This window comes from Pseudomonas sp. PGPR40, from assembly GCF_022014505.1.
Lineage (GTDB): Bacteria > Pseudomonadota > Gammaproteobacteria > Pseudomonadales > Pseudomonadaceae > Aquipseudomonas.
In genome coordinates this window covers 123,618-143,696 of the sequence record NZ_JAKLSP010000008.1, presented here as the reverse complement: position 1 = coordinate 143,696, position 20,079 = coordinate 123,618, and the positions used below count along the sequence as shown (strand labels likewise).

Annotated in this window: 18 protein-coding genes; 17 read left to right on the top strand and 1 reads right to left on the bottom strand. The window is 59.0% G+C overall.

All coding sequences use genetic code 11. The annotated features are described in order from the left end of the window. The first annotated feature begins 68 nt into the window (after nucleotides 1–68). The 12 genes from fabZ to ispD all read left to right on the top strand — a co-directional run bounded on the left by fabZ (nucleotide 69) and on the right by ispD (nucleotide 14,610). Nucleotides 69–509 carry a 3-hydroxyacyl-ACP dehydratase FabZ gene (gene fabZ / locus MEB48_RS09615; protein WP_007907157.1) on the top strand — a complete coding sequence of 147 codons (441 nt, stop codon included), beginning with the start codon at nucleotides 69–71 and terminating at the stop codon, nucleotides 507–509. Further along, nucleotides 506–1,282, top strand: a complete 777-nt coding sequence (gene lpxA, locus MEB48_RS09610; RefSeq protein ID WP_205887353.1) for an acyl-ACP--UDP-N-acetylglucosamine O-acyltransferase — start codon at nucleotides 506–508, stop codon at nucleotides 1,280–1,282. The genes fabZ and lpxA overlap by 4 nt, the downstream gene beginning before the upstream one ends. A 2-nt stretch (nucleotides 1,283–1,284) precedes the next feature. Then, on the top strand, nucleotides 1,285–2,412 hold the full coding sequence (gene lpxB / locus MEB48_RS09605) for a lipid-A-disaccharide synthase (protein WP_237883988.1): 1,128 nt from the start codon (nucleotides 1,285–1,287) through the stop codon (nucleotides 2,410–2,412). Next, the gene (gene rnhB / locus MEB48_RS09600) at nucleotides 2,412–3,053 is read left to right on the top strand and encodes a ribonuclease HII (protein WP_237883987.1); all 642 of its coding nucleotides are present in this window, start codon (nucleotides 2,412–2,414) and stop codon (nucleotides 3,051–3,053) included. The genes lpxB and rnhB overlap by 1 nt, the downstream gene beginning before the upstream one ends. Before the next feature lie 82 nt (nucleotides 3,054–3,135). Beyond that, a complete protein-coding gene (gene dnaE, locus MEB48_RS09595) occupies nucleotides 3,136–6,657 on the top strand; it encodes a DNA polymerase III subunit alpha (RefSeq protein ID WP_237883985.1) in 3,522 nt (1,173 codons plus the stop codon). Nucleotides 6,658–6,810: 153 nt separating this feature from the next. Then, nucleotides 6,811–7,758: an acetyl-CoA carboxylase carboxyltransferase subunit alpha gene (locus MEB48_RS09590; protein ID WP_095054151.1), complete on the top strand. Its 948-nt coding sequence runs from the start codon at nucleotides 6,811–6,813 to the stop codon at nucleotides 7,756–7,758. Nucleotides 7,759–7,906: 148 nt separating this feature from the next. Continuing rightward, the gene (gene tilS / locus MEB48_RS09585; protein ID WP_237883983.1) at nucleotides 7,907–9,235 is read left to right on the top strand and encodes a tRNA lysidine(34) synthetase TilS; all 1,329 of its coding nucleotides are present in this window, start codon (nucleotides 7,907–7,909) and stop codon (nucleotides 9,233–9,235) included. 274 nt (nucleotides 9,236–9,509) lie between these two features. Continuing rightward, nucleotides 9,510–11,141, top strand: coding sequence for a CTP synthase (locus tag MEB48_RS09580; protein WP_030127979.1), 1,632 nt, complete (start codon nucleotides 9,510–9,512; stop codon nucleotides 11,139–11,141). Nucleotides 11,142–11,146: 5 nt separating this feature from the next. Beyond that, nucleotides 11,147–11,992: a 3-deoxy-8-phosphooctulonate synthase gene (gene kdsA, locus MEB48_RS09575; RefSeq protein WP_008072675.1), complete on the top strand. Its 846-nt coding sequence runs from the start codon at nucleotides 11,147–11,149 to the stop codon at nucleotides 11,990–11,992. A 174-nt stretch (nucleotides 11,993–12,166) separates the two neighbouring features. Next, nucleotides 12,167–13,456, top strand: a complete 1,290-nt coding sequence (gene eno, locus MEB48_RS09570) for a phosphopyruvate hydratase (protein ID WP_237883981.1) — start codon at nucleotides 12,167–12,169, stop codon at nucleotides 13,454–13,456. A gap of 171 nt (nucleotides 13,457–13,627) precedes the next feature. Continuing rightward, nucleotides 13,628–13,906: a cell division protein FtsB gene (gene ftsB / locus MEB48_RS09565; RefSeq protein WP_007907178.1), complete on the top strand. Its 279-nt coding sequence runs from the start codon at nucleotides 13,628–13,630 to the stop codon at nucleotides 13,904–13,906. Beyond that, nucleotides 13,903–14,610 carry a 2-C-methyl-D-erythritol 4-phosphate cytidylyltransferase gene (gene ispD / locus MEB48_RS09560; protein WP_237883979.1) on the top strand — a complete coding sequence of 236 codons (708 nt, stop codon included), beginning with the start codon at nucleotides 13,903–13,905 and terminating at the stop codon, nucleotides 14,608–14,610. Before ftsB ends, ispD begins: the two co-directional genes overlap by 4 nt. A 177-nt stretch (nucleotides 14,611–14,787) precedes the next feature. Here the strand turns inward: ispD and MEB48_RS09555 are convergent, their stop codons facing one another. After that, nucleotides 14,788–15,684, bottom strand: a complete 897-nt coding sequence (locus MEB48_RS09555) for a LysR substrate-binding domain-containing protein (RefSeq protein ID WP_217856733.1) — start codon at nucleotides 15,682–15,684, stop codon at nucleotides 14,788–14,790. A gap of 106 nt (nucleotides 15,685–15,790) precedes the next feature. Between MEB48_RS09555 and MEB48_RS09550 the strand changes: the two genes are divergently transcribed. The 5 genes from MEB48_RS09550 to surE are packed head-to-tail and all read left to right on the top strand — an operon-like array spanning nucleotide 15,791 to nucleotide 20,076. Continuing rightward, nucleotides 15,791–16,903 carry an S-(hydroxymethyl)glutathione dehydrogenase/class III alcohol dehydrogenase gene (locus tag MEB48_RS09550; RefSeq protein ID WP_237883977.1) on the top strand — a complete coding sequence of 371 codons (1,113 nt, stop codon included), beginning with the start codon at nucleotides 15,791–15,793 and terminating at the stop codon, nucleotides 16,901–16,903. 8 nt (nucleotides 16,904–16,911) lie between these two features. After that, a complete protein-coding gene (gene fghA / locus MEB48_RS09545; protein ID WP_237883975.1) occupies nucleotides 16,912–17,757 on the top strand; it encodes an S-formylglutathione hydrolase in 846 nt (281 codons plus the stop codon). 53 nt (nucleotides 17,758–17,810) lie between these two features. Further along, entirely contained in the window at nucleotides 17,811–18,284 is a 474-nt protein-coding gene (gene ispF / locus MEB48_RS09540; RefSeq protein WP_237883973.1) for a 2-C-methyl-D-erythritol 2,4-cyclodiphosphate synthase, read from the top strand. Continuing rightward, the gene (gene truD / locus MEB48_RS09535; protein WP_237883971.1) at nucleotides 18,281–19,339 is read left to right on the top strand and encodes a tRNA pseudouridine(13) synthase TruD; all 1,059 of its coding nucleotides are present in this window, start codon (nucleotides 18,281–18,283) and stop codon (nucleotides 19,337–19,339) included. The genes ispF and truD overlap by 4 nt, the downstream gene beginning before the upstream one ends. Beyond that, nucleotides 19,327–20,076 carry a 5'/3'-nucleotidase SurE gene (gene surE, locus MEB48_RS09530; RefSeq protein ID WP_237883969.1) on the top strand — a complete coding sequence of 250 codons (750 nt, stop codon included), beginning with the start codon at nucleotides 19,327–19,329 and terminating at the stop codon, nucleotides 20,074–20,076. The genes truD and surE overlap by 13 nt, the downstream gene beginning before the upstream one ends. The last annotated feature ends 3 nt before the right edge of the window (nucleotides 20,077–20,079 follow it).

Sequence of the window (20,079 nt, the reverse complement as noted above, 5' to 3'; positions counted from 1 at the left end):
TCCTTGATTTGCTAGAGGAGTGCGCGTCAGTCGCGCGCTCCCAATCTTTACATAGGCTTCCCCCCGAAATGATGGACATCAACGAGATTCGCGAATACCTGCCTCACCGTTACCCGTTCCTGCTGGTGGATCGGGTCGTGGATCTGGATGTGGAAGGCAAGCGCATTCGCGCCTACAAGAATGTCAGCATCAACGAACCGTTCTTCAATGGTCACTTCCCTGCGCATCCAATCATGCCGGGCGTATTGATCATCGAAGCGATGGCTCAGGCTGCCGGGATCCTTGGTTTCAAAATGCTCGACGTGAAGCCTGCCGACGGCACGCTTTATTACTTCGTTGGCTCCGACAAGCTGCGCTTCCGCCAGCCCGTGCTACCAGGCGATCAGCTGATCCTGGAAGCCAAGTTCCTGAGCTGCAAGCGTCAGATCTGGAAGTTCGAGTGCCAGGCTTCGGTCGACGGCAAACCAGTCTGCTCCGCTGAAATCATCTGCGCGGAACGCAAACTATGAGTTTGATTGACCCTCGCGCAATCATCGATCCGACGGCCGTTCTGGCCGACGACGTCGAAGTCGGCCCTTGGTCGATCATCGGCGCAGGTGTGGAAATCGGCGAGGGGACAGTGATCGGGCCGCATGTGATTCTCAAAGGCCCGACCCGAATCGGTAAGCACAATCGCATCTACCAGTTTTCTTCGGTAGGCGAGGACACGCCCGATCTGAAATACAAGGGCGAAGAAACCCGTCTGGTCATCGGTGACCACAACGTCATCCGCGAAGGCGTGACGATTCACCGCGGGACCATTCAGGACCGTTCGGAAACGACCCTGGGCGATCACAACCTGATCATGGCCTATGCCCACATCGGTCACGACAGCGTCATCGGCAATCACTGCATTCTGGTCAACAACACCGCGTTGGCGGGCCATGTGCACGTCGAAGACTGGGCGATCCTGTCCGGTTTTACCCTGGTCCACCAGTATTGCCACATTGGCGCCCACAGCTTTTCCGGCATGGGCACGGCCATTGGCAAGGACGTTCCAGCCTATGTCACGGTATTCGGCAATCCGGCCGAAGCCCGCAGCATGAATTTCGAAGGCATGCGCCGTCGCGGTTTCAGCGAAGATGCGATCCACGCGCTACGTCGTGCCTACAAGGTGGTTTACCGCCAGGGCCTTACGGTCGAACAGGCGCTCGCCGAGCTGGCCGAACCCTCGCTTCAGTTCCCGGAAGTCGCGGTGTTCCGTGACTCCATCCAGTCTTCGACCCGCGGCATCACCCGTTAACCATGGCCAATTTGCGTATTGCGCTGGTGGCGGGAGAGGCTTCCGGTGACATTCTGGGTGCGGGCCTCATGCGCGCGCTCAAGGCTCGGCATCCGGCGGTCGAGTTCATCGGTGTCGGCGGTCCGCTGATGCAGGCCGAAGGCCTGACCTCGTATTTCCCGATGGAACGACTATCTGTGATGGGCCTGGTGGAAGTGCTGGGCCGGTTGCGTGAGTTGCTCAAGCGTCGCAAGAAACTGATCGCGGACCTGATCGCCGAGAAGCCCGACGTGTTCATCGGTATCGATGCCCCGGACTTCAACCTCAATATCGAACTCAAGTTGCGTCAGGCCGGGATCAAGACCGTGCACTACGTCAGCCCATCGGTCTGGGCCTGGCGGCAGAAACGGGTGCTGAAGATTCGCGAAGGTTGCGACCTGATGCTGACGCTGTTCCCGTTCGAAGCTAAATTTTATGAAGAGAAGGGCGTGCCAGTGCGGTTTGTCGGGCATTCCCTGGCCGATGCGATTCCGCTTGAGGCTGATCGCGCCGCGGCGCGGGCCGAACTTGGCTTGCCGGACGGGCCGCTGGTCGCCTTGATGCCGGGCAGCCGGGGTGGTGAGGTCGGGCGCCTGGGTGCGCTGTTCCTCGACACCGCCCAGCGTTTGCGGGCCATGCGCCCGGGCGTACGGTTCGTCATGCCATGCGCGAGCCCGCAGCGTCGGGCCCAGCTTGAAGAGCTGCTGGCCGGTCGCGATCTGCCGCTGACCTTGCTCGACGGCAAATCCCATCTGGCCCTGGCGGCTTGTGACGCCGTATTGATCGCTTCGGGCACCGCTACGCTGGAAGCATTGTTGTACAAGCGGCCGATGGTGGTCGCTTATCGCTTGGCACCGCTGACGTTCTGGATTCTCAAACGGATGGTGAAGAGTCCCTACGTCTCCTTGCCGAATCTACTGGCCCAGCGCCTGCTGGTGCCGGAGTTATTGCAGGACGATGCGACAGTCGAGGCCTTGGCCCAGACCCTGTCGCCACTGATCGAAGGTGGCCAGGAACAGACCCGAGGCTTTGACGAAATCCACCGAACCCTGCGCCTGGATGCCTCCAATCAGGCAGCGGATGCGGTACTGAACCTGATTGGCAGAGCATAATGAGCAAAGCAAGCAAGCAGCTGGGCCTGGATTTTATGCTAGTCGATGAAGTTGTAGATCTGGTGGCAGGTGTCGATGAAGTCGGTCGCGGCCCACTGTGTGGTGCGGTGGTGACGGCGGCGGTGATCCTCGATCCGAGCCGCCCCATCCTGGGCCTCAACGACTCGAAGAAGCTCACCGAAGCTCGCCGTGAAGCGCTTTATGACGAAATCTGCGAAAAAGCCCTGAGCTGGTATGTCGCTCGCGCTGAAGTAGAAGAAATCGACGACCTGAATATTCTTCACGCCACCATGCTGGCCATGCAGCGCGCTGTCGAAGGGCTGCACATTCAGCCGAAACTGGCGATGATCGACGGTAACCGTTGCCCGAAGCTCTCGATGCGTGCGGAAGCGGTGATTCAGGGTGATGGCAAGGTGCCTGCCATTGCTGCGGCATCGATTCTGGCCAAGGTCAGCCGTGATCGAGAAATGGCCGCGTTCGAATTGATTTATCCGGGTTACGGGATCGGCAGCCACAAAGGCTACGCGACGCCCGTTCATCTGGAAGCGCTGGTACGCCTTGGTCCTACGCCGATCCACCGCCGTTCGTTTGCTCCAGTACGGGAGGCTTACGAAGCGCTGGAAAACCTGATCGGTAGTTAGTCGCAGGCTGATGTTTTACTCAAGGCCCGGTACAATCCGGGCCTTGTTGTCTTTACGTTTCTAGTTTCTAGACAGGATCACTATGCCGGCTTCATTCGTTCACCTACGCCTGCACACTGAATATTCCCTGGTCGACGGTCTGGTGCGGATCAAACCGCTGGTCAAGACCCTGGTCGGCATGAACATGCCTGCCGTGGCGGTCACCGACCAGAACAACATGTGTTCCCTGGTCAAATTCTATAAAGCTGCCATGGGTGCGGGGATCAAGCCGATCTGCGGCGCCGACCTGTGGCTGTCGAACAAGGATCCGGACAACGCCTTGAGCCGGATCAGCCTGCTGGCGATGAACGCCGTGGGTTATCGCAACCTCACCGAACTGATCTCCCGTGGTTTCATCGACGGCCAGCGCAATGGCTCGATCATCATCGAGCGTGAGTGGGTGGCCGAAGCCAGCGAAGGCTTGATCATGCTGTCGGCGGCGAAAGAGGGCGAGATCGGTCTGGCGATGCTCAGCGGCAACCCGGACGAAGCCGAAACCCTGGCCCGCGAGTGGATGACGGTATTCCCGGATCGCTTCTATCTGGAAGTCCAGCGCACCAGCCGCCCCAATGACGAAGAGCAACTGCACGGCGCCGTGGCCCTGGCGGCGAAGATCGGCGCGCCGCTGGTGGCGACCAATGACGTGCGCTTCATCAAGCAGGAAGACTTCGAAGCCCACGAAACCCGGGTTTGCATCGGTGAAGGCCGCGCCCTCGACGATCCACGGCGTTCGAAGAATTACAGTGATCAGCAATACCTCAAAAGCGCCGAGGAAATGGCCGAGCTGTTCAGTGACCTGCCCGAGGCGCTGGAAAACACCGTCGAGATCGCCAAGCGCTGCAACATTGAAGTGAAGCTGGGCAAGCACTTCCTGCCCAACTTTCCGATTCCCGATGGCATGACCATCGATGAGTATTTCCGCAAGGTGTCCTTCGACGGTCTGGAAGAGCGCCTCACCGTTCTGCTGCCCAAGGACACCACCGAAGACTACGAAGCCAAGCGCCAGGTCTACGTCGACCGGTTGAATTTCGAGCTGGATATCATCATCCAGATGGGCTTCCCCGGTTACTTCCTGATCGTGATGGACTTTATCCAGTGGGCCAAAAGCAACGGCGTGCCGGTCGGTCCGGGTCGTGGGTCGGGTGCCGGGTCGCTGGTGGCCTATGTGCAGAAGATCACCGACCTCGACCCGCTGGAATATGACCTGCTGTTCGAACGATTCCTCAACCCGGAACGGGTTTCCATGCCCGACTTCGACGTCGACTTCTGCATGGACGGTCGTGACCGGGTGATCGAATACGTGGCCGAGAAATACGGTCGCAACGCGGTCAGCCAGATCATTACCTTCGGTTCCATGGCGGCGAAAGCGGTGGTCCGTGACGTGGCGCGGGTGCAGGGCAAGTCCTACGGCCTGGCGGATCGTCTGTCGAAGATGATTCCGTTCGAAGTCGGCATGACCTTGGAAAAAGCCTACGAGCAGGAAGAAATCCTGCGCGACTTCATCAAGGTCGATGAAGAGGCTGCGGAAATCTGGGAGATGGCGCGCAAGCTCGAAGGTGTTGTGCGTAACGTCGGCAAGCACGCCGGTGGTGTGGTGATCGCGCCGACCAAACTGACCGACTTCTCGCCGATCTATTGCGACGAAGCGGGCGACGGCCTGGTAACCCAGTTCGACAAGGACGATGTCGAGGCTGCCGGTCTGGTGAAGTTCGACTTCCTCGGTCTGCGGACCCTGACGATCATCGACTGGGCGCTGAAAACCATCAACCGCGACCGCGCCAAGGTCAACGAGCCGCCGCTGGATATCGCCTTTATCCCGCTGGACGACAAGCCGACTTACACGCTGCTGCAAAAAGCCGAAACCACCGCGGTGTTCCAGCTCGAGTCGCGCGGCATGAAAGAGCTGATCAAAAAGCTCAAGCCCGACTGCCTGGAAGACTTGATCGCACTGGTGGCCCTGTTCCGTCCGGGCCCGCTGCAATCGGGCATGGTGGACGACTTCATCAACCGTAAGCACGGTCGCGCCGAACTCGCCTACCCGCACTCGGATTACCAGTACGAAGGTCTCAAGCCCGTCCTGGCGCCGACTTACGGCATCATCCTGTATCAGGAACAGGTGATGCAGATTGCCCAGGTCATGGCCGGTTACACCCTTGGTGGTGCCGACATGCTGCGTCGCGCCATGGGTAAGAAAAAACCCGAAGAAATGGCCAAGCAGCGTGGCGGTTTCATTGAAGGTTGCGCCACTAACAATATCGACGCCGACCTGGCCGGTAACATCTTCGACCTGGTAGAAAAGTTCGCCGGTTACGGCTTCAACAAATCCCACTCCGCCGCCTACGGCCTGGTGTCGTACCAGACCGCGTGGCTGAAAGCCCACTACCCGGCGCCGTTCATGGCCGCGGTACTCTCGGCGGACATGCACAACACCGACAAGGTCGTGACCTTGATCGAAGAAGTGCGGACCATGAAGCTGCGCCTCGACGCACCGGACGTGAACACCTCGGAGTTCAAGTTCACGGTGAATGACGAAGGCCGGATCATTTACGGACTGGGCGCGATCAAGGGTGTTGGCGAGGGGCCGGTCGAAGCGATCACCGAGGCGCGCCAGGAAGGCCCGTTCAAGGATCTCTTTGATTTCTGCGCCCGGGTCGATCTCAAACGCATCAACAAACGCACCCTCGACGGGTTGATTCGCAGCGGCGCGCTGGATCGTCTGGGTCCGTACTTCCACGATGAGCCGAAAGCCTATCAAGCCAATATCGACCGTAACCGGGCGGTCTTGCTCAACGCCATGGAAGGCGCGATCAAGGCTGCCGAACAGACCGCCCGCACCCACGACAGTGGGCATGCCGATCTGTTTGGCGGTCTGTTCGTTGAAGAAGACGCCGATGTCTACGTCAATCATCGCAAGGCCAAGGAACTGACCCTCAAGGAACGGCTAAAAGGGGAGAAAGATACCCTGGGCCTGTATCTGACCGGTCACCCGATCGACGAATACGAGGGTGAGATCCGTCGCTTCGCCCGTCAGCGCATCATCGACCTGAAGCCGGCTCGCGATACCCAGACGGTCGCGGGCATGATCATCGCCCTGCGAGTGATGAAGAACAAAAAGGGCGACAAGATGGGTTTCATCACCCTCGACGACCGCTCCGGGCGGATCGAAGCCTCGCTGTTCGCCGACGCCTTCCATTCCGCGCAGTCGCTGTTGCAGACCGACGCGATGGTGGTGGTCGAAGGCGAAGTCAGCAATGACGACTTCTCTGGCGGCCTGCGGCTGCGGGTCAAGCGGGTGATGAGCATGGAAGATGCGCGCACCAACCTGGCCGAAAGCCTGCGCCTGAAGTTGCACACCAAGGATTTGAAAGGCGATCAGCTACGCTGGCTGGGTGAGTTGTTCAAGCGCCACCGCGGCGCCTGCCCGATCACCATGGAGTACACCAGTCCCGATGCGAAGGCCTTGTTGCAGTTCGGCGAGACCTGGCGGATCGACCCGGCGGATGCCTTGATTCAAGCCCTGCGTGACCAGTTCGGGCGAGACAACGTCTTCCTCCAATACCGTTAATGGTCAGGGTGCATTCTTTGCCATTAAGAGCGGTGCCCTGAGCTAGACCAGAATTTTTAATCTCGACCTGAACGCGCCTGTCCCTTAAGGTAGGGCGCGAATAGACAACCGGCCGGCCCAAGCTTTCTTGGACGTCGACCCAAGCGGACGCCTATGAACCCGAACTTTCTTGATTTCGAACAGCCGATCGCCGACCTGCAAGCCAAGATCGAAGAACTGCGCTTGGTCGGTAATGACAATTCGCTGAATATTGGCGATGAGATCTCCCGCCTGCAGGACAAGAGCAGTACGCTGACCGAAGACATCTTCGGCAAGCTGACCAGCTGGCAGATCGCTCGTCTGGCGCGTCACCCGAAACGTCCGTATACCCTGGACTATATCGAACACATCTTCACCGAGTTCGACGAACTGCACGGCGACCGTCACTTCTCCGACGACGCTGCTATCGTGGGTGGTGTTGCCCGTCTGGACGACAAGCCGGTGATGATCATCGGTCACCAGAAAGGCCGCGAAGTGCGCGAGAAGGTTCGCCGCAACTTCGGCATGCCGCGTCCGGAAGGCTACCGCAAGGCGTGCCGCCTGATGGAAATGGCCGAGCGTTTCAAAATGCCGATCCTGACCTTCATCGACACTCCGGGTGCTTACCCGGGCATCGACGCCGAAGAGCGCAACCAGAGCGAAGCGATTGCCTGGAACCTGCGCGTTATGGCGCGCCTGAAAACCCCAATCATCGCCACCGTGATCGGTGAGGGTGGTTCCGGTGGTGCATTGGCGATCGGTGTCTGCGATCAGTTGAACATGCTGCAATACTCGACCTACGCGGTGATTTCGCCGGAAGGTTGCGCCTCGATTCTGTGGAAAACCGCCGAGAAAGCTCCGGATGCTGCAGAAGCCATGGGCATCACTGCCGAGCGTCTGAAGGGCCTGGGCATTGTCGATAAAGTGATCGGCGAGCCGTTGGGCGGCGCTCATCGTGATCCGGCCGCTGCCGCTGCCTCGATCCGCGCCGAGCTGAGCTCGCAACTGGCGATGCTGAAGAAGTTCGACAACGACGCGCTGCTGGCCCGCCGTTACGAGCGTCTGATGAGCTACGGTCTCTGATCTGACCGCGCTTCGGCAAGCGCTGGATACCCAATGTGGGAGCGGGCTTGCTCGCGAAAGCTGTATAACAGTCAACCTATGTGTTGAATGTTGAGCCGCCTTCGCGAGCAAGCCCGCTCCCACATTTTATTTGTGCGAAGTGATCGATATGAGCCAGCCCACGATTGATCTGTCTGCCAGACTTCTCCTGATTCTTGCGCCGTGGCGCAATGCTACAACCTGGCGCATCGCCTTCTCCGGTGGTCTCGATTCCACCGTCCTGCTGCACCTTCTCGCGCACCTTGCGAAAACCCAATCCCTGCCGACGTTGACCGCCATCCATATCCACCACGGCCTTCAGGCTGCGGCTGATGCGTGGCCGGAGCATTGTCAGTCGGTCTGTGATGCGTTGGGCGTGCCGCTAGAGGTTGTGCGCGTTCAGGTTGAATCTGGCGCCAGCCTTGAACGCGCGGCGCGGGATGCGCGTTATGGCGCCTTCATCGCGGCGACTCACGCCGGTGAAGTGCTGCTCACTGGCCAACACCGTGACGATCAGGCAGAAACCCTGTTGTTTCGGCTGATGCGAGGGGCAGGGGTGAGAGGGTTGTCGGGGATGCCAAGCGAGCGTCCTTTGGGCCGAGGGCATCTGTTGCGGCCATTGCTAGATGTCACTCGCGCCGAGCTTGAGGCCTATGCGACTGAATATCAGTTGAGCTGGATCGAGGATCCGTCGAACCAGGATCGCCAGTTCTCGCGCAATTATCTGCGTCATCAGGTGTTGCCTGTGTTGACCGCGCGCTGGCCGCAAGCGGTGGCGACCATGGCACGCAGCGCTGCGCATCTGAGCGAAGCACAGGGACTGCTCGACGAATTGGCGCAAATCGATCTGGCCCACGCGACCACGGTCAGCGATTTCGATTGGCTGGGTTTGCCGTCGCTGGAGCTGGCATCGCTGCAAAGACTGTCTGATGCACGCCAGCGCAACGCGCTAAGTCATTGGCTCAAACCGCTGACGTCTTTGCCGGACAGTGACCATTGGTCGGGTTGGGAAAATTTGCGCGATGCGACCGGCGATGCGCGTCCGGTCTGGCGGCTGGCGGCGGGTGAATTGCATCGCGCGGGTGGGCGTCTCTGGTGGTTGTCTGGTAGTTGGCTGCGCACGCCGTCGTCCCCGGTGTACTGGGTTGATCCCGCAATATCACTGGCGTTGCCGGATAATGGCGTACTCACGCTCACCGGTCGGATCCCCGTTGGCCCGCTGCAGATCCGCTATCGTGAGGGAGGCGAGGTCATGAACCTGCCCGATCGCGGCCACCGTGACTTGAAGCGTTTGCTCAACGAACGCGGTGTGCCGGGCTTCGCCCGTGGCAGATTGCCGCTGGTCTACAGAGGCGAGCAATTGCTGGCGGTGGCGAACCTGCGGGGGCTAAATGGCGGTGAGCAAGGTGGCTGGTCTTTGCATTGGCAGCCGCAGGTCGAAGATCAAGGTTTGAGGTGAAAGGGGCTTTCCGGTAGACTACGCTCCCTTCTTGATACAACTTCTGTGGATTCTCCTGAATCGCAGGAGTTGCCGATTACCAAGCAGTCTTTGCTGGGCGATTCCAAAAAATGTGTAGCGAGCAACCTATCGGTGTTTCATCTACCGGTCTGTCCCAACGCGGCGGTTTTTTTGAAAGATGCACTGTGATTAATGCAGGTGATCGGGGGCTTCGGCCTTCCTTCGCTTTCCCCGGCGGCTCGGACCGCTTTAACGCAGACTTCTAGGGTTTTTCATGACGCGCTACATATTCGTCACGGGCGGTGTTGTTTCTTCATTGGGGAAAGGCATTGCATCGGCTTCATTGGCGGCCATCCTGGAGGCGCGGGGACTTAAGGTCACCATGCTGAAGCTGGACCCGTACATCAACGTTGACCCGGGCACCATGAGCCCGTTCCAGCACGGTGAAGTGTTCGTCACCCACGACGGCGCCGAGACCGACCTGGACCTGGGCCACTACGAGCGGTTCATCCGCACGACCATGACCCAGAACAACAACTTCACCACCGGCCGTGTCTACGAACACGTCCTGCGCAAAGAGCGCCGTGGTGATTACCTGGGCGCAACCATTCAGGTGATCCCGCACATCACCGACGAAATCAAGCGCCGGATCATCAAGGGCGCCGGCGATGCCGACGTGGCCATGGTCGAGATCGGTGGCACCGTGGGTGACATCGAATCGCAACCGTTCCTCGAAGCGATCCGTCAATTGCGTTTCGAAGTCGGCGCCAAGCGCGCGATGCTGATGCACCTGACGCTGGTGCCGTACATCGCCACTGCCGGCGAAACCAAAACCAAGCCGACTCAGCACTCGGTCAAGGAACTGCGTTCCATTGGCCTGCAACCAGACGTGCTGGTATGCCGTTCCGATCACCCGATCGACATCTCTTCGCGTCGCAAGATCGCGCAGTTCACCAACGTTGAAGAACGTGCAGTGATCGCGCTGGAAGACGCCGATACCATCTACAAGATCCCGGGCATTCTGCACTCCCAGGGCCTGGATGATTTCGTCGTCGAGCGTTTCGGTCTGCAATGCGACAGCGCCGATCTGTCCGAGTGGGAAGCGGTGGTTGATGCCAAGCTCAACCCGGAGCACGAAGTCACCATCGCCATGGTCGGCAAGTACATGGAACTGCTGGATGCCTACAAGTCGCTGATCGAAGCGATGAGTCACGCCGGCATCAGCAACCGCACCAAGGTCAACTTGCGCTATATCGATTCCGAAGACATCGAGAACCAGGGCACTGCGCTGCTGGAAGGCGTCGACGCGATTCTGGTACCGGGCGGCTTTGGTCTGCGTGGCGTTGAAGGCAAGATCACTGCCGTTCAATACGCTCGCGAAAACAAGGTTCCCTACCTGGGCATCTGCCTGGGCATGCAAGTGGCGGTGATCGAATTCGCTCGTAACGTCATGGGCTGGAAAGACGCCAACTCCACCGAGTTCGATCGCACCAGCGGTCACCCGGTCGTGGGTCTGATCACCGAGTGGGAAGATGCCACCGGCGCAGTCGAAACCCGTACCGAAACTTCCGATCTGGGCGGCACCATGCGCCTTGGTGCTCAGGATTGCCTGCTTGAGCCAGGTTCCCTGGTGCATGATTGCTACGCCAAGGACGTGATCGTCGAGCGTCACCGTCATCGCTACGAAGTGAACAACAATCTGCTGCCGCAAATCATCGAGGCCGGTCTGAAAATCTCCGGTCGTTCCGGTGATGGCGCGCTGGTGGAAGTGGTCGAAGCGCCGGATCATCCATGGTTCGTCGCTTGCCAGTTCCACCCTGAGTTCACCTCGACGCCACGCGACGGTCACCCGTTGTTCAGCGGTTTCGTCAAAGCCGCTTTGGCTCAACATCAGAAGAAGGCTTGAACCTCATGGCGCAGAAAATCATCCGCGTAGGCAACATCGAGATCGCTAACGACAAGCCGATGGTGCTGTTCGGTGGCATGAACGTGCTGGAAAGCCGTGACATGGCGATGCAGGTCTGCGAAGAGTACGTAAAGGTCACCGAAAAACTCGGTATCCCTTACGTGTTCAAGGCCAGTTTCGACAAAGCCAACCGGTCTTCTGTGACCTCTTACCGTGGCCCCGGCCTGGAAGAGGGCATGCGGATTTTCCAGGACATCAAGCAAGCTTTCGGCGTGCCGGTCATCACCGACGTCCACGAGCCTGATCAGGCCGCGGTCGTCGCTGAAGTCTGCGACATCATCCAGTTGCCGGCCTTCCTGTCGCGTCAGACCGACCTCGTGGTTGCGATGGCCAAGACCGGCGCGGTGATCAACATCAAGAAAGCCCAGTTCCTCGCACCTCAGGAAATGAAACACATCCTGAACAAGTGTGTAGAAGCCGGTAACGATCAATTGATCCTCTGCGAGCGTGGTTCGAGCTTCGGCTACAACAACCTGGTGGTCGACATGCTCGGCTTCGGCATCATGAAGCAGTTCGAATACCCGGTATTCTTCGACGTGACCCACGCGCTGCAAATGCCCGGCGGTCGTTCCGATTCCGCCGGTGGTCGTCGTGCCCAGGTGACTGATCTGGCCAAGGCCGGCATGAGTCAGTCGCTGGCCGGTCTGTTCCTCGAAGCGCATCCGGATCCGGACAATGCCAAATGCGATGGCCCTTGCGCCTTGCGTCTGGACAAACTGGAACCTTTCCTGGCCCAGCTCAAAGCACTGGACGAACTGGTGAAGAGTTTTCCGACGGTAGAAACCGCGTAAACCTCATTTCTCCTGTGTAGGAGCTGGCTTGCCAGCGAAGGGGCCCGCGAGTCTTGAAGAGATTCCGAGGCCGCCTTCGCTGGCAAGCCAGCTCCTACAGAAAAGCAATATGACCCACAAGTTATAAATCGAGCGGTAAGAAGCGTTTTCGTCAACTTTGGAGTGTTTACAACAATGGCAAAGATCGTCGACATCAAAGGTCGTGAAGTTCTCGACTCCCGTGGCAATCCCACTGTGGAAGCAGACGTGCTTCTCGATAACGGCATCATCGGCAGCGCTTGCGCGCCATCCGGTGCTTCCACTGGCTCGCGTGAAGCACTCGAGCTACGTGATGGCGACAAGAGCCGTTACCTGGGCAAAGGCGTTCTGAAAGCCGTCGGCAACATCAACGGTCCGATCCGCGATCTGTTGCTGGGTACAGACCCAAGCGACCAGAAAGCGCTGGATCACGCGATGATCAAGCTCGACGGTACTGAAAACAAAGGCTCCCTGGGCGCCAACGCGATCCTCGCCGTTTCCCTGGCTGCGGCCAAGGCAGCAGCACAGGACCAGGACCTGCCGTTGTACGCACACATCGCCAACCTGAACGGCACCCCGGGTGTTTACTCGATGCCGGTTCCGATGATGAACATCATCAACGGTGGCGAGCACGCCGATAACAACGTCGACATCCAGGAATTCATGGTTCAGCCAGTCGGCGCCAAGTCTTTCTCGGAAGGTCTGCGCATGGGCACCGAGATTTTCCATCACCTCAAAGCCGTTCTGAAGGCTCGTGGCCTGAGCACTGCCGTCGGTGACGAAGGTGGTTTCGCGCCGAACCTGGCCTCCAACGAAGACGCTTTGAAAGTGATCTCCGAAGCTGTGGCCAACGCCGGTTACAAGCTGGGCACCGACGTGACCCTGGCCCTGGACTGCGCGGCCAGCGAATTCTACGAAGACGGCAAGTACAACCTGTCCGGCGAAGGCCAGGTGTTCACCGCTGAAGGTTTCGCCGATTACCTGAAAGGTCTGACCGAGCGTTACCCGATCATCTCCATCGAAGACGGTCTGGACGAGTCCGACTGGGCTGGCTGGAAAATCCTCACCGACAAGATCGGCGAGAAGACTCAGCTGGTGGGCGACGACCTGTTCGTAACCAACACCAAGATCCTGAAAGAAGGCATCGATAAAAAGATCGCCAACTCGATCCTGATCAAGTTCAACCAGATCGGTACCCTGACCGAAACCCTGGAAGCCATCCAGATGGCCAAGGCCGCGGGTTACACCGCCGTGATCTCGCACCGCTCCGGCGAAACCGAAGATTCGACCATTGCCGACCTGGCCGTGGGCACCTCGGCTGGCCAGATCAAGACGGGTTCGCTGTGCCGTTCCGACCGCGTTTCCAAGTACAACCAACTGCTGCGTATCGAAGAGCAGTTGAATGGCAAAGCCAAGTACAACGGTCGCAGCGAATTCCGCGGCTGATCAGTGGATGATAAAAAGACACCGGATTGTGTCGGAAAAATCGCAGCAGCGATGGATTTGCCACTAATCTGATGCCTTAAGAGCACAAGCCTGGTTCTTCCAGGCTTCGTGCTATCAGAAGCTTCAAAGTTTTGGCATGGCTGTCTTTTTTCACTGGATACCTGATATTCGATGCGCAGTCCCAATTGGTTGTTCCTCGTTTTGCTCTTGCTGCTGGCCGGTCTGCAGTACCGCCTGTGGGTGGGTAATGGCAGTCTGGCGCAAGTGGCCGAGCTGAAGCAGCAGATTGCGGATCAACACGCCGAGAACGAGGCGTTGCTGGAGCGTAATCGGGTGATGGACGCCGAAGTCAGCGAATTGAAAAAAGGCATGGAGACCGTTGAAGAACGGGCTCGTCATGAGTTGGGCATGGTCAAGGACGGTGAAACCCTTTACCAGTTGGCCCAATGATTAATTCGTTACCGGCCTTCTGGGCCGTGATTCCTGCCGCGGGCGTCGGTGCCCGTATGGCCGCGGACCGTCCCAAGCAATATTTGCAGCTGGGCGGGCGCACTATTCTTGAACACAGCCTTGGCTGTTTCCTCGATCATCCTGCTCTGAAAGGGTTGGTGGTCAGTCTTGCAATCGACGATCCTTACTGGCCGAACCTGGCGTGTGCTGCCGATCCGCGTATTCAGCGGGTTGAAGGTGGCGCCGAGCGCTCCGGGTCGGTGCTCAATGCCTTGCTGCATCTGCATGCTCAAGGCGCTGACGATGAGGATTGGGTGTTGGTTCACGATGCCGCACGACCGAATCTGGCGCGTGATGATCTCGATAAATTGCTCAGTGAGTTGGCCGACGATCCGGTAGGCGGTCTGTTGGCGGTACCTGCACGCGATACGCTCAAACGGGTCGACCCGCAGGGGCGCGTGCTGGAAACGGTGGATCGCAGTGTGATCTGGCAGGCCTATACGCCGCAAATGTTTCGCCTTGGCGCGTTGCATCGGGCGTTGGCGGACAGTCTGGTAGCGGACGTTGTCGTCACCGATGAAGCCTCGGCCATGGAGTGGTCGGGCCAAGCGCCGCGTCTGATTGAAGGGCGATCCGATAACATCAAAGTCACTCGCCCTGAAGACCTTGAGTGGTTGCGGCAGCGTTGGGCGAACCGCCGCTAAGCCTTTTCGTGTTCAGACGGGGCACCGCGTCGCGCCCTTCGCGAGCAAGCCCGCTCCCACATTTGTTCTGCGTCAGCCCCCAAACATGCACTCGACCGAGATCAAGTGTGGGAGCGGGCTTGCTCGCGAAAGCGGTAGCTATGGCAGTGAATCTGTCATTGAAGTTCACTGATAGATCTAATTACGGTACTCCGGCCGTTCGGCCAATCCTTCCTTCAAGTAATCCACCAACTTGCGCACCTTCGGCGACAGATGCCGTTGCTGTGGGTAAAGCGCCCAAACCGCTGTGTTTGGCGGTTGATGGGCTTCCAGCAGCGAAATCAATTCGCCGTTTTTCAGGTATTCCAGCACGTAGTAATCCGGCAGCTGACACAACCCAACCCCTTGTAGCGCGGCATCCAGCACCGCCTGCCCACTGTTGCAGCGCCAGTTTCCCTGTACGCGCTGGGAAAATTCCCGCCCGTTCTGCTCCAGTTGCCAGATGTCCGAACTGCCGATAAGGCAGTTATGGCGACTCAGTTCCGACAAGCTGTGTGGGCGACCATACCGTTCCAGGTAGGACGGTGAGGCGCACAGGTACATGCGTCGTGGCGCCAGACGTGTGGCGACCAATCTTGAATCCTGCAGACGGCCGAGGCGGATGGCCAGGTCCAACCCTTCATGCACCAGATCGAGCGGGCGATTGCTCAGTTCGATGTCGACGCGCAGTTGCGGATACAGCCCCATGAAGCGGGTCACCAATGGCACGATGAATCGTTCGCCATAGGCCACGGCACAGGTCATGCGCAGCATACCTTTGGGTTCGCTGGTCAGGTCGCCGACAGCGCGCAACGCTTCTTCGCGACCGTCCTGCAAACGCTGGCAATGCTGCAAAAAGGTTTGCCCGGCCTCGGTCAGCGTGACGCGGCGGGTGCTGCGATAAAGCAAACGGGTTTGCAGGCGCTCTTCCAGCCGTACGATTTGGCGACTGATGTGAGAGGAAGACACCCCAAGGCGTTCCGCCGCGGCAGTGAATTGGCTGCATTCGGCGACGGCGACGAACTCATCGATGCCTTCCCAGCGGTTTTCGGACATCAGGATTATCCCTGTATGGCAATAATGTTTTGCTTTTGTCCTGATTATTCATCGTAAGGCGCTGTATTACACTCCTTGTCTCGTTTTTATTCACTGGAGAGTCAGCATGATCAAGTCGCGCGCCGCCGTTGCCTTCGAGGCCAAGAAACCCCTCGAGATCGTTGAAGTCGATGTCGCCATGCCCAAGGCTGGGGAAGTTCTGTTGCGCGTCGTCGCCTCCGGTGTTTGCCATACCGATGCCTACACCCTCTCGGGCGCTGACCCGGAAGGTATCTTCCCGTCGATCCTGGGTCACGAAGGTGGTGCGGTGGTCGAAGCGATCGGCGAGGGCGTGACCTCGGTCGCGGTCGGCGACCATGTGATCCCGCTGTACACCCCGGAATGCGGCAAGTGCAAATTCTGTCTGTCGGGCAAAACCAACCTCTGTCAGGCGATTCGTGCGACGCAGGGTAAAGGCCTGATGCCGGATGGCACATCGCGTTTTTCCTACAAGGGCGAAACGATTTTCCACTATATGGGCACTTCGACGTTTTCCGAGTACACCGTGCTGCCGGAAATCTCCGTTGCCAAAATTCCTAAAGAAGCACCATTGGAAAAAGTCTGCCTGCTGGGTTGTGGCGTCACCACTGGCATCGGCGCGGTAATCAACACCGCCAAGGTCAAACCAGGTGACACCGTCGCCATCTTCGGCTTGGGCGGCATCGGTCTGTCGGCGGTGATTGGCGCGGTCAAAGCCAAGGCAGGGCGGATCATCGCCATCGATATCAACCCGGCCAAGTTCGAGATCGCCAGGCAATTGGGCGCTACCGATTGTGTAAACCCGAAAGACTTCGATCGTCCGATTCAGGAAGTGATCGTCGACATGACCGATAGCGGCGTCGACTTTTCCTTCGAATGCATCGGCAACGTCCAATTGATGCGTGCTGCACTCGAGTGCTGCCACAAGGGTTGGGGTGAGTCGGTGATCATCGGCGTGGCCGGTGCCGGTCAGGAAATCTCCACCCGTCCGTTCCAGTTGGTGACTGGTCGCGTCTGGCGCGGTTCGGCGTTCGGTGGTGTGCGCGGGCGTACCGAGTTGCCGAGCTACGTCGAAATGGCCCAGACCGGCGAGATTCCGCTGGATACCTTCATTACCCACACGATGGGCCTGGAAGATATCAACAAGGCGTTTGACCTGATGCATGAAGGCAAAAGCATCCGTACCGTCATCCATTTCTGAGGTCGGTCATGAGCCTGGAAAATATCTCCTGTCAGAAAAGCTTCGGCGGCTGGCACAAGCGCTATCGCCATCGCTCGGAAGTGCTCGGTTGCGACATGGTGTTTGCCGTGTACCTGCCGCCGCAAGCAGAGCAGGGCGGCAAATTGCCGGTGCTGTACTGGTTGTCCGGCCTGACCTGCACCGACGAGAACTTCATGCAAAAGGCCGGTGCCATGCGCATGGCCGCCGAGCTTGGGCTGATCATCGTCGCGCCGGACACCAGCCCGCGCGGTTCTGATGTGCCGGGTGATCCGGACGGCGCCTGGGACTTCGGTCTCGGTGCCGGGTTTTATCTGAATGCCACGCAGGAACCATGGTCCCGACACTATCGGATGCATGACTATGTCGTGCAGGAATTGCCGGCATTGGTCGAAGCGCATTTCCCGACATCGGACAAGCGTGGCATCAGCGGTCACTCCATGGGTGGCCACGGCGCGCTGGTCTGCGCATTGCGCAATCCGGGACGTTATCTGTCAGTGTCGGCGTTCTCGCCAATCAACAACCCGATGGATTGCCCTTGGGGACAGAAAGCCTTTTCCCGTTACTTGGGAGAAGACCGTTCGAAGTGGCGCGAATGGGATGCCTGTGCATTGATTGCCGAGGCTGACGAGAAGCTGCCGCTGCTGGTCGACCAGGGTGATCGCGATGATTTCCTGGCCACCCAGCTCAAGCCTGAAGCCTTGCAGCAGGCCGCCAAACTGGCAGGTCATCCGCTGACCTTGCGTCTGCAACCGGGCTACGACCACAGCTATTTCTTCATCGCCAGCTTCATTGACGACCACCTGCAACATCATGCGCGCGCTCTAGGCGCCTAATGTCCGACAAAGCAGGTAGAATCACGCCCTGACAAAAATCGGGGCGTTTTTTTATGCGTATTGGCCACGGCTACGATGTGCACCGTTTCGCTGAAGGCGATTTCATCACACTGGGCGGCGTGCGGATTGCACACAGCTTCGGGCTGCTCGCCCATTCCGACGGTGATGTCCTGCTGCACGCCTTGAGCGACGCCTTGCTCGGCGCTGCCGCGCTGGGTGATATCGGCAAGCACTTCCCGGACACCGACCCGCAATACAAGGGTGCCGACAGCCGTGTGCTGTTGCGTCACGTCGTCGCACTGATCCACGCCAAAGGCTGGAAAGTCGGCAACGTCGATAACACCATCGTCGCCCAGGCCCCGAAAATGGCCCCGCATATCGAATCGATGCGCGCGCTGATTGCCGCGGATCTTCAAGTTGAGTTGGATCAAGTGAACGTGAAAGCTACCACCACCGAAAAGCTCGGCTTTGTCGGTCGCGAAGAAGGCATTGCCGTGCACTCCGTTGCCCTGTTGCTGCGCGCATGAACGAACTGCAATTGCTCGGCCCGCGAGCCTATGGTGAGTCTCTCGGTACCGCTGTACTGAAAGCCACGGCGGAAGACTTTCAGGTCGATGAAGTCCTCGATATCCCCCTCAGTGGTGATGGCGAACACCTGTGGATCTGGGTGGAAAAGCGCGGTCTGAATACCGAAGAAGCGGCACGACGCATCGCGAAGGCGGCGGGTGTGCCGTTGCGTACTGTCAGCTACGCGGGCCTCAAGGACCGTCAGGCGCTGACGCGTCAGTGGTTCAGCGTGCAACTGCCGGGTAAGGCAGATCCTGATCTGTCAGCGGCGGAAAACGATACGCTGAAAATCCTCAAAACCAGTCGGCATAAGCGCAAACTGCAACGCGGTGCCCACTCGGCCAACGGCTTCACCTTGCGCTTGACCCAGTTCGCCGGTGACAAGGCGGCGATCGAAGAGCGTCTGCAACTGATCGCCAAACAAGGTATTCCCAATTATTTCGGCGCCCAGCGTTTCGGCTTTGACGGCGGCAACGTGGTCGACGCCCGTGCCTGGGCGGCGCGCAAAGCCCTGCCGGAGCAACGCAATGTGCGTTCGCGGCTGCTCTCCACTGCGCGCAGTTTTCTGTTCAATCAAGTATTGGCGGCGCGTGTTGCCAATGGCACCTGGCAGCGCGCTCAGGTGGGGGATTTGCTGGCGTTCACCGACAGCCGCAGTTTTTTTCCGGCAGGTGTTGCCGAATGTAGCGACCCGCGCTTGGCAATTCTCGACCTGCACCCGACCGGCCCGCAGTGGGGCGAAGGTGACTCGCCGACGTCAGGTGCTGTCCATGAATTGGAGCAGGCAATCGCCGCGCGCGAAGCGGATTTGCGCGATTGGTTGATTAACGCCGGAATGAGCCACGAACGTCGCATCCTGCGGCTGCCCATTGGTGGGTTGACGTGGCATTATCCCGAGCCTGACATTCTGCAACTGGAATTCGTCCTGCCGGCCGGATGCTTCGCCACCGTATTGGTGCGTGAACTTGTCGATCTGGTGCCGGTGGGGCAGACGGACAGCCCATGCGTATTCTGATTTCTAACGACGATGGGGTAGCCGCACCCGGTCTCGCCGCGCTTTATGCTGCGCTGGCGGATTACACCGAATGCGTGGTTATCGCCCCGGACCAGGACAAAAGCGGCGCCAGCAGCTCGCTGACGCTCGACCGTCCGTTGCACCCGCAAACCCTGGCCAACGGCTTTATCAGCCTCAACGGCACACCTACCGACTGCGTGCACCTGGGCCTTAACGGCTTGCTGGAGTTCGAGCCGGACATGGTGGTTTCCGGCATCAATCTGGGGGCCAACCTGGGAGATGACGTGCTGTATTCCGGCACTGTGGCGGCGGCCCTTGAGGGACGTTTCCTTGGGCGTCCTTCGTTTGCCTTTTCGTTCGTCTCACGGCAAGTGGACAACCTTCCCACAGCCGCCTATTTTGCGCGCAAACTGGTAGAGGCTCACGCGGACCTTGATCTGCCACCGCGCACGGTACTGAACGTGAACATTCCCAACTTGCCGCTGGAGCACATCCGCGGTATCCAGCTGACCCGCCTCGGTCATCGCGCACGCGCCGCGGCACCGATGAAAGTGGTCGACCCCCGCGGTAAATCCGGTTACTGGATCGCGGCGGCGGGGGACGCTGAAGATGGCGGCCCGGGCACCGATTTCCATGCGGTGATGCAAGGCTATGTTTCAATCACGCCACTGCAACTGGATCGCACCTTTAATGATGCCTTCAGAAGTCTCGATGGCTGGCTGGAGGGGCTGCGTTAATGG

Excerpts from the sequence above, each read along its gene's own strand:
- MEB48_RS09555 (WP_217856733.1), bottom strand. The coding sequence starts at position 15,684 with ATGTCCGAAAACCGCTGGGAAGGCATCGATGAGTTCGTCGCCGTCGCC.
- kdsA (WP_008072675.1), top strand. The coding sequence starts at position 11,147 with ATGGCGCAGAAAATCATCCGCGTAGGCAACATCGAGATCGCTAACGAC.
- MEB48_RS09590 (WP_095054151.1), top strand. The coding sequence starts at position 6,811 with ATGAACCCGAACTTTCTTGATTTCGAACAGCCGATCGCCGACCTGCAA.
- surE (WP_237883969.1), top strand. The coding sequence starts at position 19,327 with ATGCGTATTCTGATTTCTAACGACGATGGGGTAGCCGCACCCGGTCTC.
- lpxA (WP_205887353.1), top strand. The coding sequence starts at position 506 with ATGAGTTTGATTGACCCTCGCGCAATCATCGATCCGACGGCCGTTCTG.
- truD (WP_237883971.1), top strand. The coding sequence starts at position 18,281 with ATGAACGAACTGCAATTGCTCGGCCCGCGAGCCTATGGTGAGTCTCTC.
- fghA (WP_237883975.1), top strand. The coding sequence starts at position 16,912 with ATGAGCCTGGAAAATATCTCCTGTCAGAAAAGCTTCGGCGGCTGGCAC.
- MEB48_RS09550 (WP_237883977.1), top strand. The coding sequence starts at position 15,791 with ATGATCAAGTCGCGCGCCGCCGTTGCCTTCGAGGCCAAGAAACCCCTC.
- ispF (WP_237883973.1), top strand. The coding sequence starts at position 17,811 with ATGCGTATTGGCCACGGCTACGATGTGCACCGTTTCGCTGAAGGCGAT.
- ftsB (WP_007907178.1), top strand. The coding sequence starts at position 13,628 with ATGCGCAGTCCCAATTGGTTGTTCCTCGTTTTGCTCTTGCTGCTGGCC.
- MEB48_RS09580 (WP_030127979.1), top strand. The coding sequence starts at position 9,510 with ATGACGCGCTACATATTCGTCACGGGCGGTGTTGTTTCTTCATTGGGG.
- eno (WP_237883981.1), top strand. The coding sequence starts at position 12,167 with ATGGCAAAGATCGTCGACATCAAAGGTCGTGAAGTTCTCGACTCCCGT.
- fabZ (WP_007907157.1), top strand. The coding sequence starts at position 69 with ATGATGGACATCAACGAGATTCGCGAATACCTGCCTCACCGTTACCCG.
- dnaE (WP_237883985.1), top strand. The coding sequence starts at position 3,136 with ATGCCGGCTTCATTCGTTCACCTACGCCTGCACACTGAATATTCCCTG.
- rnhB (WP_237883987.1), top strand. The coding sequence starts at position 2,412 with ATGAGCAAAGCAAGCAAGCAGCTGGGCCTGGATTTTATGCTAGTCGAT.
- lpxB (WP_237883988.1), top strand. The coding sequence starts at position 1,285 with ATGGCCAATTTGCGTATTGCGCTGGTGGCGGGAGAGGCTTCCGGTGAC.
- ispD (WP_237883979.1), top strand. The coding sequence starts at position 13,903 with ATGATTAATTCGTTACCGGCCTTCTGGGCCGTGATTCCTGCCGCGGGC.
- tilS (WP_237883983.1), top strand. The coding sequence starts at position 7,907 with ATGAGCCAGCCCACGATTGATCTGTCTGCCAGACTTCTCCTGATTCTT.